The sequence below is a fragment of the Echinicola sediminis genome, assembly GCF_054777495.1.
This window is the reverse complement of the sequence record NZ_BAAHAP010000028.1, coordinates 34376-46704: the sequence shown is the minus strand read 5'-3', so window position 1 is coordinate 46704 and position 12329 is coordinate 34376. Positions and strand designations below refer to the sequence as shown.

14 protein-coding genes are annotated in these 12329 nt (G+C 42.7%); 7 read left to right on the top strand and 7 right to left on the bottom strand.

What is annotated here, in order from left to right; genetic code table 11:
• Nucleotides 1-97: 97 nt before the first annotated feature.
• The 3 genes from ACYVAA_RS09550 (at nt 98) to ACYVAA_RS09540 (ending at nt 2994) form a co-directional block, all read left to right on the top strand.
• On the top strand, nt 98-553 hold the full coding sequence (locus ACYVAA_RS09550; protein ID WP_460540934.1) for an ester cyclase: 456 nt from the start codon (nt 98-100) through the stop codon (nt 551-553).
• A gap of 987 nt (nt 554-1540) precedes the next feature.
• Complete coding sequence (locus ACYVAA_RS09545; RefSeq protein ID WP_460540932.1) at nt 1541-1963, top strand: sulfur reduction protein DsrE; 423 nt, start codon at nt 1541-1543, stop codon at nt 1961-1963.
• 8 nt (nt 1964-1971) lie between these two features.
• Nucleotides 1972-2994: a TQO small subunit DoxD gene (locus ACYVAA_RS09540; protein ID WP_460540930.1), complete on the top strand. Its 1023-nt coding sequence runs from the start codon at nt 1972-1974 to the stop codon at nt 2992-2994.
• A gap of 181 nt (nt 2995-3175) precedes the next feature.
• Here ACYVAA_RS09540 and ACYVAA_RS09535 read toward each other — a convergent pair whose 3' ends face one another.
• The 5 genes from ACYVAA_RS09535 to ACYVAA_RS09515 all read right to left on the bottom strand — a co-directional run bounded on the left by ACYVAA_RS09535 (nt 3176) and on the right by ACYVAA_RS09515 (nt 7103).
• Nucleotides 3176-3970 (bottom strand): hypothetical protein, encoded by a 795-nt coding sequence (locus ACYVAA_RS09535; protein ID WP_460540928.1) that lies wholly within the window; start codon nt 3968-3970, stop codon nt 3176-3178.
• Between the two features lie 40 nt (nt 3971-4010).
• Nucleotides 4011-4676, bottom strand: a complete 666-nt coding sequence (locus ACYVAA_RS09530; protein ID WP_460540926.1) for a class I SAM-dependent methyltransferase — start codon at nt 4674-4676, stop codon at nt 4011-4013.
• Between the two features lie 21 nt (nt 4677-4697).
• Complete coding sequence (locus ACYVAA_RS09525; RefSeq protein ID WP_460540924.1) at nt 4698-5075, bottom strand: VOC family protein; 378 nt, start codon at nt 5073-5075, stop codon at nt 4698-4700.
• Nucleotides 5076-6018: 943 nt separating this feature from the next.
• The gene (locus tag ACYVAA_RS09520; protein ID WP_460540922.1) at nt 6019-6498 is read right to left on the bottom strand and encodes a DoxX family protein; all 480 of its coding nucleotides are present in this window, start codon (nt 6496-6498) and stop codon (nt 6019-6021) included.
• A gap of 38 nt (nt 6499-6536) precedes the next feature.
• Complete coding sequence (locus tag ACYVAA_RS09515; protein ID WP_460540920.1) at nt 6537-7103, bottom strand: Crp/Fnr family transcriptional regulator; 567 nt, start codon at nt 7101-7103, stop codon at nt 6537-6539.
• A gap of 142 nt (nt 7104-7245) precedes the next feature.
• Between ACYVAA_RS09515 and ACYVAA_RS09510 the strand changes: the two genes are divergently transcribed.
• Complete coding sequence (locus ACYVAA_RS09510; RefSeq protein ID WP_460540918.1) at nt 7246-7479, top strand: thioredoxin family protein; 234 nt, start codon at nt 7246-7248, stop codon at nt 7477-7479.
• 96 nt (nt 7480-7575) lie between these two features.
• Nucleotides 7576-8181, top strand: a complete 606-nt coding sequence (locus ACYVAA_RS09505; protein WP_460540916.1) for a MarR family winged helix-turn-helix transcriptional regulator — start codon at nt 7576-7578, stop codon at nt 8179-8181.
• 124 nt (nt 8182-8305) lie between these two features.
• On the opposite strand, the gene rluF is transcribed toward ACYVAA_RS09505, so the two are convergent.
• Nucleotides 8306-9037, bottom strand: coding sequence for a pseudouridine synthase (gene rluF, locus ACYVAA_RS09500; RefSeq protein ID WP_460540914.1), 732 nt, complete (start codon nt 9035-9037; stop codon nt 8306-8308).
• A gap of 90 nt (nt 9038-9127) precedes the next feature.
• Nucleotides 9128-9607, bottom strand: a complete 480-nt coding sequence (locus tag ACYVAA_RS09495; RefSeq protein WP_460540912.1) for a GNAT family N-acetyltransferase — start codon at nt 9605-9607, stop codon at nt 9128-9130.
• Nucleotides 9608-10137: 530 nt separating this feature from the next.
• Here ACYVAA_RS09495 and ACYVAA_RS09490 point away from each other — a divergent pair.
• Both ACYVAA_RS09490 and ACYVAA_RS09485 read left to right on the top strand, forming a co-directional pair.
• Complete coding sequence (locus ACYVAA_RS09490; RefSeq protein WP_460540909.1) at nt 10138-10851, top strand: Crp/Fnr family transcriptional regulator; 714 nt, start codon at nt 10138-10140, stop codon at nt 10849-10851.
• 188 nt (nt 10852-11039) lie between these two features.
• Nucleotides 11040-12311 carry an alginate export family protein gene (locus ACYVAA_RS09485; RefSeq protein ID WP_460540907.1) on the top strand — a complete coding sequence of 424 codons (1272 nt, stop codon included), beginning with the start codon at nt 11040-11042 and terminating at the stop codon, nt 12309-12311.
• Nucleotides 12312-12329 lie beyond the last annotated feature (18 nt).

The window sequence follows — 12329 nt, the reverse complement described above, 5'->3', positions numbered from 1 at the left end:
GATATTTGTTGCTTTAAAATAATATATTGGCCAATTATTTTGTAAATTTATCCCGGTTATCCCCATGAATGGAACAAGATTTAATGAAAATCAATCCATGAAAACAACAGATTATAAACAACTCATCAAAGACACCTACCATGTCTTTAAAAGCGGGGATGTCAATGAACTTGACAAATATTTCAACAGGGATGTAGTCAATCATACTCCCGATCAAAATGTTCCCACAGCCAAAAAAGGAATTGACTATTTCAAAGAGCAACTGAGGTTTTATTTCCAGGCTTTTTCCAATATGTCAGTGGATATTAAAGAAATCATTGTGGAAGGAGAAAAAGGCTTGTCCTATGTCACCATCAAAGGTAAACACACAGGAGAGCTTATGGGAACTCCGCCCACAAAGCGGGAAATCAAAGTTGATTTGTGCGAGTTGTTCAAGTTTAAAAATGGCAAAATTTCTGAATACTGGAGCGTATTTGACAATTTGGCCTTTTTGATGCAGCTTGGCGTTATTACCGAAGAAGACCTACACAAAAAAGGAGGAGCATTGATCTAAGCAGTCGATGCCAGATGACTTTAGAGGAGAAAAGGTAGTCTCAAATTCTTCTTTAAAGCTTACAATTCAACCATAATATAAAGTGGGGGTAACCATTTTTTTCCCATCTAAGTCGATGGTCTACCATCCCTTGTCTCCCTTTAAGTTCTTATTTAAAGGGAAAAGAATTTATGCACGTAGATCAGGTTATACATTGTTGATTTTCAACTTAGCTATACACAGTCAATTTTTAACGAAATAGAGGATGGAGGCTTTAAACCATTCATTTTTTGTGAGCCCTCGAACCCTCCAATCATGATTTACGTAAAGAGAAATTTAAAACAGGTCATTCCATAGATTACCGTAAAGCTAGCAAGGTGAAGGAACGAGAAAGCCAAAGAAAGAAAAGCCTCCTTTTGTCTGTCATTGGACTGGCTCTTCTGCTATTGCTTTCCCCTTGCAAGGTGAGGAATTATATTCAGGGAGAAATGGGGCTTTCCCCAACCGAAGTACTCACCAAGAATAAAACGACCCTAAGCAATTCAAATTGCGGCACATTTGAGCTTGCTGAGACTCAACTATCTTTTTCCAAGCTATCGATCGATCATTTACCCTGCTTAGAGAAAGCTATTGGTTTTACTTTCAAGCCGGTTGCGGTCAGTAAAACATCAATCCATCCTTTTCAAGCGATAAACCATACGGTTTATTTTGCTCCTCTGTACATTTTGTATCAAAACTTCAGGGCATACCTGTAACCATTTTTTAGATCAGCTCCGCCAATAGGAAACAAAAACCCAAAAGGGACTGTGTAGGGCATTAGGTAATACTTCCGCTTCCACATGGCGGGATAATAGATGCCTGGCGGGTCTCGCTGCAGGTTTACTTCCCCAAAACACCCTTGGCTATCCAGTGATATTCCGAACAGAAAAGTCGGTCAGCGGCAGAGCTGGACCTTATTGGCGGCGGGTTATAGCATCATCCATTTCAACTTAAAAAATTACAGCAACAATGAAGATAAGAATAATATATTTTATGAGCCTCTTGACCTTGTTTGCAGGCTTGACGGATACGAAGGCACAATCTTTTAATCCCCAAAAGCACAACTATCTGGTGCTAAGCAAAAACGTCCAACAACTTCAAGCCATCCTCTTAACAGCCGAGGAATTGGCCAAAGAAGACGGAGAAAAGTACGGGGAGTTTCACATAGTCATTTGTGGTAAAACCGTCACGGAACTGGTAGGTGCTGCAGAGGTCAACCAAATAGTGGCAGGGGCAATGACCCAACAAGTTAAGGTCCTTGTCTGCGGCCTTTCGCTAAGCAAATTTAAGGTCAATCCGGAACAGTTGCCCCAGGGAATAGTGGTGGTGGAGAATGGCATTTTGTACGGCTTTCAATGGATGAAAAAGGGAGGTATAACACTTAGTATTTAATGGAAAAAATGAAAAATATCAGTTTAAAAAGTGATACAGGGCTTTTAGCCCTGGGATTGAGGTTGGTCATTGGTTGGACCTATTTTTCTGCCTTTTTTAGAAGGACCATTTTAGCGAATAAACTGGATCCGGAGGTGGCGGGCTATATTGGTGAAAAGTTTAATCATTTTTTGCCAAATGCCTTAGGTATAAAGCCCATCATCCAATATCTGGTTGAGCATCCGGATTTATTGTGGCTCAATATGGTCATTTTCACGCTTATCGAAGGGGTGGTGGGATTGTTTATCATGTTGGGTTTATTTACTAGGGGGATGAGCATCGGGGTATTTGGCTTGGCCATGGGGATTCTCCTTGGCTCAGGATGGATAGGCACAACGTGCTTGGATGAATGGCAAATAGGTGTCTTGGGAATAGCCACGGGTTTTGTCTTGTTTCTAACCGGAAGCGGGAAGTATTCCATGGACCACTATCTAATAGGTAAAAGATTTCCGATCACTGAAAAGTCCTGGTTTCCATGGATTGGTTCTGGTGAATTGCCCATTAAAGAAAAGCTGTTTCCAAAGCTCGTATTGGTGGGTTCGCTGTTCATTTTGGGGATGACCTTAATGACCAACCAGCTCTTTCATGGTGGCGTATGGGGAACTCTTCATAATAAATCGGTGAAGCCAAAGCTGGAGATAAGCCATGGCCTAATCACTAGGAACAGCCTTTCATTTGATATAATGAGAACAGAAGGAGTGGATGTCTATGGCTCTTGGGTCATTGGCATTGAATTAAGAGATGCTGAAGGTAAGGTGCTCCTTCGGTACTCCCAGGAAGATTTGGCCGCATTGGATGAAAGCAATATCTCCAATTATTATGTGGCCAAGGTGAAACCGGGGAACCATAGCCTTATACTGCCCTTGGGGGCAAAAGCAAGGCTGAGCTTGGACAGTCCGCAGGTTGAAAGTTTCACGGAAGGTAGCTATACCGTCAAAATTACGGATATAAGCGGCGCTTATTGGGAACATGAACTGATAAAACAGTTCTAGAAACGATGAGTTAAATTGGGACAAACGCGGTGGCGGCCTAGGCGAATTTCCCGGGGAACTGAGCCGAGCATCCTAAGAGGTGACGGTCGCTACTGTGTTTGTACCTTTTGGAAATGAAATGTCGTAGTAGAGGCTGCCTATGCTTTTACACCTCAAAGTGATCAGCTTGATGGAATACTTGTCACCCCTTGTTTTCTGATTTCCTTCCTTTAGGTACTCCTAAAAGATAAAGTACAAAGCCGGGGCCGGATTTTACTTTTCCCATTTCCCAGTCCATAGATTCGGCCTGTTCCAGCCCGTTCACCAATTCCTGCATTTCTTTTTGGGAATAGGTTCTTAAGGAAGAAACGATACCGTCCCACCAAACGGCCAGGGGGACAATAGGGACCAAATAAGTAAAAAACAACCTTCCCAGGCTAAAGGGCTTGATAAAGGGACTGGTCAGCAGTACCGTGATCGGAGAGAGGAACATGGCCAGCAAACTGGCCAGGGACCTGTCCTGGGCTTCAAAAATGGCGATGGGGCTATGGGCATTCACGGCATCCTGGAGGATCTCCCGCGCATCTTCCGGTCTAAAGTGATGAAAACTCAGGAACATGGTCCTTAGACCATGAAGTTCATCCGGAACATTACGGGCATCCACGGGATTTTGGACATAATCGATATTGGAGGCCTGTTGCTTGATCTGCTCAAAAGCCTCCCAGTTGGGATAATAGTCGGTCAGCCAAATCTTCAGATGGGGCATCTTTTTGCGAAGTGCCCGATTGAGGGAAAGGATACTTCCCCCGCTGCCGGATCCCAGGTCTATAAAGTGCCCGGTCTTGCCGGCATGGATGCCTTTTTCGAGCAGGGGAAGGACAGGGAGAAACAAATTGGTAGTACTGGTCAGAAAAGCCAGAAAATCCGTCATGTAATTTCGGATCAGGTCGGGGAACCAACTGAGGTCTTCAAATTCAAAAAGATGAACCCGCTTCATAGTCAGAAAATTTAGCCTTATTTAATTTCGGCAATTTTCCCTACTTTAAAAAGCGCATCACCGTAAATTCCCTTTCCACCTCCCTTAAGTCTTTGCTCTTCAGCGTTTCTTTGATATCGGATTGCTCCACGATGGTAAAACCGGTATCGTACATCAGATCTTCCACCTTTTGGTCATCATAATACGTGAAGCCATATTGTGTAAAAGGCAGGGTTTCCATAAAGCGTTTTTGGGCAAAGGCCAGCGAAAAACTGCCCCCTTCTTTCAAGACCCGGTGGATTTCAGCGGCCATCTTTTGGGGTTCTTTCCAAAAATAAATGGTGTTTACGGTCATGATCTTGTCAAAGTGGTTATCCTCAAAAGGGATGTTTTGGCCATCATATAGATAAAAGGCTGCCTGTTTATTTTCGATAAAGCCGGCATTGGCCTTCTTGGCCTCTTCATGCATCAGCTCGGAAATTTCCAGCCCCGAATAACGGATTGTAGGGTAAGCCCCGAACAGTTCCGGCACATGATGGCCATTGCCATGACCAAGTTCCAGCAGCTGTTCCTCCTCTTCGAGATGCAAGAGTTCAATGGCTTTTTCGGTCATGCTGATATTGGATTGGTGCATGGTCTTGGACACTTCCATTCCCATTTCCCCTTTGGGGTGGCTCAGTTGGCTGGCAATGGCCTTCAGTTCCTCTTCGCTGAATTTATTCTTCATTCTAATAAAAGTAATCGGTTATTAACCAAGGAAAACAGTTTGTTCATCTACAAAACAAATGGGGGTGCCAAAAGGGTCCTGCGCGTAAAATAGCCGTTCTCCCCAGGGCATGGTCCCGATCTTTTGGTCCAACTGTTTACAGGCTGTTTTCTTCAATCTTGCATGAACCTCTTCCAGGTTCCGAACAGCAAAGTAAAGGTATTGGTTTTCGTGAAATTGCCAAGACTGCACTTCATCGCCATCAGCCTGTGGGTCGTACAGGGCTAGAATCATCCCTTCCAAATCAAAATAATGCCTTCCGGGAGATACCCTTTGTCCTTTATTGACCAGGGCTTCTTCATAAAACTTGAAGGCTTGCTCAATGTCCGGAACCGGTAAAATGACTCTGTACAGTTTCATAGGGCTGTGTTTTTATAGGCGGTAATTTATCGAGAGAATGATCTATTTTCAAATGTAAGGCCAACTTAAAGGGCTTTTATGGATATAACCAATAATAAGACAATTATGAAAAAGCTACTGATTTTAATTTTCTGCACGATGGGCTTAGCTGCTGGCAGGGATGATAACCTACCTGATGCGGTAAATATTCGTCTTTCCAATTGACTATGTAGGGAAACACCTTTGAAGAACTGTGAGGTATACTTATCAGATTAATGCCAATGACAGTGAAGAAGGGTATGGGAAATTGAGTTTGACTTTGATTAGAGACCGACCCAAAGGATTTAAGTTGCCTGTATATTCAATTGTCCACTGCTTTTTTAGAATCTCCATAAATGGGCCACAAAAGAATCTGCGCCTATCAACATTATCAGCAGGACTTTTTTTAAGTTACTGGTACCATGGATATAAATTTCTGAATTAAGGAATACACTTATTGAAACTATATAGCCGATTTTTACCCCTAAATCCCCTAAAGGGGACTTTCTAGGTACTCCTTTTGGGGAAAGGGACCATTTCAAAGATTCCAGAAAACCAAAGCGAGTTTCGTTTGGAGGAATATTCTTATAAAATTGGTGAATTTGGCTAGACTTTAATATTTATTAATGCAAGTGTTATGGTAAGCATGATGTGTTGATGCTTTTGGAAGCCACCTTCGTTTTTAGTAGGCTACCTTCCTCATACAGCAAAGGTTTGTTTAATGGTTTACCTTGCCTAAAGGCCGGACAGGATTGATGGATTTCACGTTTCTAAACCTGATTTTTCAGTTAATCAGTTAAACAAGCAGCCTTGTCCCGCACAGCGGGGAAGCTGCCTAAACAGTTATACCCGCTCTAATAATATTAAAAAGTAAAGGATTCGACAAGTTCACTACGCCTGTTTACAATTAACCTAACACAAGTGCTTATTTCGACTTGGCCACAAACCAATAAGTCCAGCCGATCAAAAGAAGCTGAAAAGGTATCCTGAACCATAAATAGGAGAGCCCGGGCCCATCATAAGTGCCGGTTTGGTAATTCAGGTTTTCCATGGCTGCCTTGATATTGGAGGGTAGGATCAATAGAAAGAAGAGGATAAGGAGTCCAGCGGTCAATCTTCGCATTTTGGGCAGATGGATACTAATGGCGGCTGCCACTTCAATCAAACCGGTAAAATAAATGGCGGCTTGTTTATAGGGAAGAAAATCAGGAAGCATTTTGGCCATTCCTTCGGTAAACATAAAATGGCCCATGGCGGTAAAGCAGAGCATGATGGACAGGGCCATTCTTCCGGCCAGTGGCCAGCAACTTTTCCTTTTGGTCAGGTAGATAGTGGACCAGCTCAACAAGAAAGCGATCATCAATACATACAATGGCAACATGGCATTGGAATTTGTTTGGAACAAAGTTCCGTCCTTTACCGAGGTGAAACAATGAACCTAGGTTAAGAAATGCGTTTACGGATGCGGCTTAAAGCCTGAGGGGTGATGCCAATATAGCTTGCGATGTATTTTAAGGGGATTTCGCGGATCAGTTCTGGCCTTTCCCTGAAAAGCTTCAGGTAACGCTCTTCGGCCGATTCCTGAAGCAATGCCAATTCCCTCTTGGCCTTTTTTAGAAAGAGCCCCTCGGCAGCATACCGGCCAATGGTGTTGCCTACACTGGTATTTTTGTACACCTCCTGTAAGTCATCATAGCTTATGCGCCATAGGGAGGTGGCGCTCAGTGTCTCAATGGTATAGAGGGAGGGGCTGCGCCCCAAAAAAGAATCATAGGCACTCATAAATTCCCCGGCAAAGCTAAAGCCAAAAGTCAGGTCCTGTTCTTCCTTTGGAATGAAGTAGCGGACAATACCGGATTCGATAAAAGAAAGGTGGTTTTCTACCTTTCCAGCGGACAAAACTGGGGACTTAGCGGAAAAGGTCTGTTTGTGTAGCTTGCTGGAAAAACGGGTCCAATCCTTATCACTCATGGATACCTGCTGCTCAAAAAGTTGTCTGATTTTTTCCATGGTTGAAGGTAATAAAACAATGTTGTTTTTTGGGAGGGTAGACGATGGGATTATTCTTAACAATAAAATTTGTAAAAGTTAGGAATCCTAACTAAATTGATGTCGGCAATACTGCTCAGAATCCTTTTAAAATTTAATGATCATGGCAAAATCCGTATTTTATCACGCAGGATGTCCGGTCTGTGTAAGAGCAGAGCAGGACATAGTAGGCCTTATTGGCAAAGAAAATGTAGAGATTATCCATTTGGGTGAGCATCGCTCAAAAATTGAAGATGCCGAGCGGGTAGGGGTAAAGTCCGTTCCGGCTTTGGTAACTCCTAATGGCAATGTGCTGCACATCAATTTTGGAGCTTCCATGGAAGATGTAAAAGGTTAAGCCTACAAATTCACCAAAAAAATTTGCCCATATAAGTTAGGATTCCTTACTTGTATGGGCTTTGTTATTTTAACCAAAATTGAGGAGAAAGGTCTTATGGCAAAATCTGATTTTGATTTAGGCTACCAAAACCAGCATATTGAAAGTAAGATCATTGCTGGTTTGGAGCGAATATCCCAGGCGTACCGGGTACTTCTATGGGAAGAAAGCAAGGTGCATGGAATGAGTCCGATTCAGGTACAGGTATTGATTTTTTTATTGTTTCATCAGGCGGATACATGTACGGTAAGCTATTTGGCCAAGGAATTTAACATGAGCAAGCCCACGATTAGTGATACGGTCAAAAGCCTTCATCAAAAACAGCTCATCGAAAAAGTCTATTCTTCTGAAGATTCGCGAAGTTATAAGATTCTCCTGACAGAAAGAGGTAGGCAGCTGGCCAATAACAGCAGCCATTTTACCAAGGAATTGAAAAAGCCCCTGGAAAGCCTCCAAGAGAAGGAAAAAGCGGCCTTGCTGTCTAGTCTGTTTCATCTTATCAGGCACTTGAACAAGGCAGGAATTATTTCTTTGCAAAGAATGTGTTTTTCCTGCCAATACTATCAAGACCGGGAAGGGGAACATTACTGTGCCCTGTTAAAAATGCGTCTTGAGGATAAGGATCTTCGAATGGACTGCCCTGAACATGTGCTCAAAGCTTAGGGCAAGAACTTGCCCTGGAATAGACTACAGGCGAAAGGCAATTTTAAAGATTTTAAGCCTACATCTCTCTTCTCTATTCTGTAATAAAAGTAGATGACTTCCTATGGGAGCCCTCAGTTATTGCTTAGTCATCAAAAGTCTTGGAGGAGTCTTCTACGGCCAGATTGATTTCCTGAAGTTCTTTTTCCGTCAGGTAGCGCCATTTTCCAACAGGGATATCCAAGGAGACATTCATGATCCTGATACGTTTCAGTTTGGTGACTTCGTAATCCAAGTAGGCGCACATTCGTCTAATTTGCCGGTTGAGGCCTTGGGTGAGCACGATTTTGAAGGTGTATTTTCCGATTTTCTGGACCTCGCATTTGCGGGTTACCGTGCCGAGGATAGGGATGCCATCGGACATTCTTTGGATAAAGCGGGTAGTGATGGGCTTGTCCACAGTGACCACATATTCTTTTTCGTGGTTGTTTTTAGCGCGCAGTATTTTATTGACAATGTCCCCGTCATTGGTCAGAAAGATCAGGCCTTCGCTGGGCTTGTCCAGTCTGCCGATGGGAAAAATACGCTTGGGATGCTTGATAAAGTCTATGATGTTGTTTTTTTCCCTTTTGGTATCGGTGGTACAGACGATGCCCACAGGTTTATTGAAGGCCAGGTAGATAAAATCTTCCTTAGGAGGTGAGACCAGTTTGCCGTTTACCCGGACCTCATCTCCTGGTCTGACCTTCGTGCCCAGCTCAGGGACTTTGCCATTGATGGTGATGCGGCCTTCATCCAGCAGTTTGTCCGCAGCCCTTCTGGAGCAGTACCCTATTTCACTTAAGTATTTATTGATTCTAACCGTCTGGTCTTCCATTGACTACTTTTCCTGATTATACCCCAAAGTTACGGGATAAATTTTCTTGCCCAATTGGACATAAAGCCCCCTTTGGTAAAAAATGTCTGATCAATGGATGTCCTTACTCATCCTATAATTGGTGATTTCCAGACCGTTGATGTATTTTTTGTTTTCCTTGATATAGTGAAAGCCCTTTTTTTCAAAAAATGGCATCGAAGTTTTGCTGGCATCCGTGGTGATTTCCCTTGAGCCAAGACGCAGGGCTTCCGTTTCCAGGGCATTGAGCAGACGCTCTGCCAAGCCCAAGCGCTGGTAATCATGGTGAACATACATAAAATCCAAGTAGCTTCCGTTTTCAAGGCCACCGAAGCCTATGATCTTATTTCCATCCTCAGCCACTAAAAAAAATTCCTGGGTCAAAGCACCTTTCCATCTTTCTTCGTTGACAACGGAAGAAATCCAAGCGGCTATCTGGGATTCACTATAGTCGTTCTTGCAGGATTCCAATATAGTAGACACGTAAAGTTCCTGGATTTTGGACATGTCTTCCATTTTTGCAGGTCTGATAATGATTTCGTAGGCTTCCATATTTGGGCGATTTAATACATTAATTTAAGTATTTTTTGTTAATAAATAATGAAAGGTTAAGCACAAAAAAAACACATTGAACAGCATTAATGTGTGTTTTCATGTGGCTTTCCATTACGTTCATTGAATCATTGATGGAAAACTGTTTTCAAAAATAGGACCATGTCGACGCCTTTTTTATTGAGGACAAGTTGACATTTGGGATTTTTTGGACAACATTTCTTTTAAACGGTGAAAAACAATTTAACAAGGATGTTTTGGAAATACAATAAATGAAAGCCGAGGATTTTATCTAGGACATTAATTCTGCTAACCAGTGGAATCATAACTACTTAGGCTGTTAGTTTCAGGGGAGGTTTGGAAAAAAATTAGGGATCAATGAAGATCAGGCTTTTTCTCAGGCGAGGCGTTAAGAAGTGAAAGGGGACCTGTAAATAATTGATAATAAGTAGGCTATGCTTTGTCTTGGCTTAACGTTTTTTGCTCTCCTTAAAAATAATACGTATATTTACGTATATAATGATTTACGTATGAAGGAGAACATGACCCTATGCCCGACTTGCCCCAATACATCCTGTATTATTAAAAAGAACTGTCATTTGGCAGAAATGCATGACTTTATAGAAAAAAAGAACATGATCAGCTGTAAGAAAGGGCAGAATTTTATCATCGAAGGGGCCCCTGTACATGGCTTGTATTTTGTGAACAAAGGCAAGGCAAAGGTGGCCAAGACGGGACTGAACGGGAAGGAGCAGATTGTTCGTTTTGCCCGGGATGGGGAGATTATCGGTCACAGGGGCTTTGGCGCAGGGGAGTTTTACCATATCAGTGCCACAGCACTGGAAAATACTGTTTTGTGCAATTTTTCCACGGATACCATGATTAGCATGCTTCGAATGGTTCCTTCCTTGACTTTTGATCTGATGACTTTTTATGCAGAAGAACTCAATCGAAGTGAGACGAAGGTGAAGAAGTTTGCCCAAATGACTGTCAGGGAAAGAGTCATCGATGCATTTTTGTATATCAATAGGAAATTCGGCCAGGACAAAGGTTTTTTTAAGCTGCAGCTTTCCAGAAAGGACATTGCAGATTTTGCTGGAACCACAGATGAACAGGTTATACGTATTATTTCTGCGCTAAAGAAAGAAGGACTTGTCCAGACCTCCGGTAAAAAATTAGGTGTTAAAAACGTAGAATTACTTAGTAAAGAGATCTCTGAACACCATTTCTTTCTGGATAGCTAAACCGCTTTATTGGTGTTTTGAGGATGATTTTAAGAATAAACCTGCGTTATCGCAGGTTTTTTTATGGTGTAAAAAGTGGTTTTAACCTGCTTAATTCCATAAAACCCCAAATTCATTCCCTGTATGTTTGTACGTAGTTACGTAATACTACTTAATCAATCGTTCGCAACCACAACAAACATATACCAATGAAAAAATTCTATTACCTAACAGCCGTACTTATTTGTCTCATCGGGAATGAGGCTTTGGCTCAGTTTTCAGTTTCTGCAGAAGTCCGTCCACGCACGGAATTCAGAAATGGGTTCAAAACATTGACCGATGAAAGTAAAGAACCTGCTTTCTTTACAGAGCAGCGCTCGCGACTTTACCTGGATTATCTGTCCAGTGATTTCAAATTCAAACTGGCGTTTCAGGATGTAAGGTTTTGGGGAGAAACACCTCAGATCTTTAAGGAAGAAATGGGCAAGACTTTTATCAGTGAAGCTTGGGGCCAGTATTTCATTTCACCCTCCTTTTCGGTAAAGGCAGGTCGACAAATCATTTCTTACGATAACCAACGGTTCTTGGGTGGCCTGGAGTGGGCGCAGCAAGGGAGAAGACATGATGCCTTACTTTTCATGTATGAAGAGCAGGAAAGCAAAACCAAACTCCATCTGGGATTTGCCTATAACCAGGATACAGATGTGGCCGAACCGGCGTTTATCCAATCCAACGGAGCAGGCTTCTACAGTGTAGGAGGAAACTATAAGACCATGCAATATGCTTGGTTCCATAAGGATTTTGATGCGGCGGCATTATCCCTTTTGGCTTTGAATGCTGGCTTTCAAAATGCTGATTCCACCGTATCCAATAAACAAACATTTGGAGCTATCGCCTCTACCAAAATCGGAGGGATCACGTTTGCGGGAGATCTTTACTACCAAACAGGATCGCAAGGATCCTCAGAAGTGAGCGCCTTATTGGCGGGCATCAATGCTACCATTGCTACTCCGGTGACTCCCTTGACCTTTGGGGTGGAATATATCTCCGGTGACGATGACCCTACCGATTCAAAAAACAAAGCATTTAGCCCTGACTTTGGTACCAACCACGCCTTTAACGGATTTATGGACTACTTCTATGTAGGTCCTGCCAATGGTGCTGTGGGCGTAAATGATTTCTACCTCAAAACCAGCTGGAAAATCGGTAAGGGAAGCTTAAAAGCTAATGCTCATCATTTTCTGACCGGATCCTCTCAGTTGGACGGGGATGGCGTAGAACTAAGCAAAAGCATGGGAACAGAAATAGACTTGGTTTATGGCGTAAAACTCGCCGAGGCCGTGACCTGGAACATCGGATATTCCCAGATGTTTGCCACCGATACAATGGAGACCCTGCGTGGAGGCGACAAAGGTCGTATGCAAAACTGGGCCTGGACCATGATTACCTTCAAGCCTACCCTTTTCACTAGCGCTAAATAATTCACATTAATAGACATT

Coding starts and splice junctions, on each gene's coding strand:
- ACYVAA_RS09550 (WP_460540934.1), top strand. CDS start 98: ATGAAAACAACAGATTATAAACAACTCATCAAAGACACCTACCATGTC.
- ACYVAA_RS09545 (WP_460540932.1), top strand. CDS start 1,541: ATGAAGATAAGAATAATATATTTTATGAGCCTCTTGACCTTGTTTGCA.
- ACYVAA_RS09540 (WP_460540930.1), top strand. CDS start 1,972: ATGAAAAATATCAGTTTAAAAAGTGATACAGGGCTTTTAGCCCTGGGA.
- ACYVAA_RS09535 (WP_460540928.1), bottom strand. CDS start 3,970: ATGAAGCGGGTTCATCTTTTTGAATTTGAAGACCTCAGTTGGTTCCCC.
- ACYVAA_RS09530 (WP_460540926.1), bottom strand. CDS start 4,676: ATGAAGAATAAATTCAGCGAAGAGGAACTGAAGGCCATTGCCAGCCAA.
- ACYVAA_RS09525 (WP_460540924.1), bottom strand. CDS start 5,075: ATGAAACTGTACAGAGTCATTTTACCGGTTCCGGACATTGAGCAAGCC.
- ACYVAA_RS09515 (WP_460540920.1), bottom strand. CDS start 7,103: ATGGAAAAAATCAGACAACTTTTTGAGCAGCAGGTATCCATGAGTGAT.
- ACYVAA_RS09510 (WP_460540918.1), top strand. CDS start 7,246: ATGGCAAAATCCGTATTTTATCACGCAGGATGTCCGGTCTGTGTAAGA.
- ACYVAA_RS09505 (WP_460540916.1), top strand. CDS start 7,576: ATGGCAAAATCTGATTTTGATTTAGGCTACCAAAACCAGCATATTGAA.
- rluF (WP_460540914.1), bottom strand. CDS start 9,037: ATGGAAGACCAGACGGTTAGAATCAATAAATACTTAAGTGAAATAGGG.
- ACYVAA_RS09495 (WP_460540912.1), bottom strand. CDS start 9,607: ATGGAAGCCTACGAAATCATTATCAGACCTGCAAAAATGGAAGACATG.
- ACYVAA_RS09490 (WP_460540909.1), top strand. CDS start 10,138: ATGAAGGAGAACATGACCCTATGCCCGACTTGCCCCAATACATCCTGT.
- ACYVAA_RS09485 (WP_460540907.1), top strand. CDS start 11,040: ATGAAAAAATTCTATTACCTAACAGCCGTACTTATTTGTCTCATCGGG.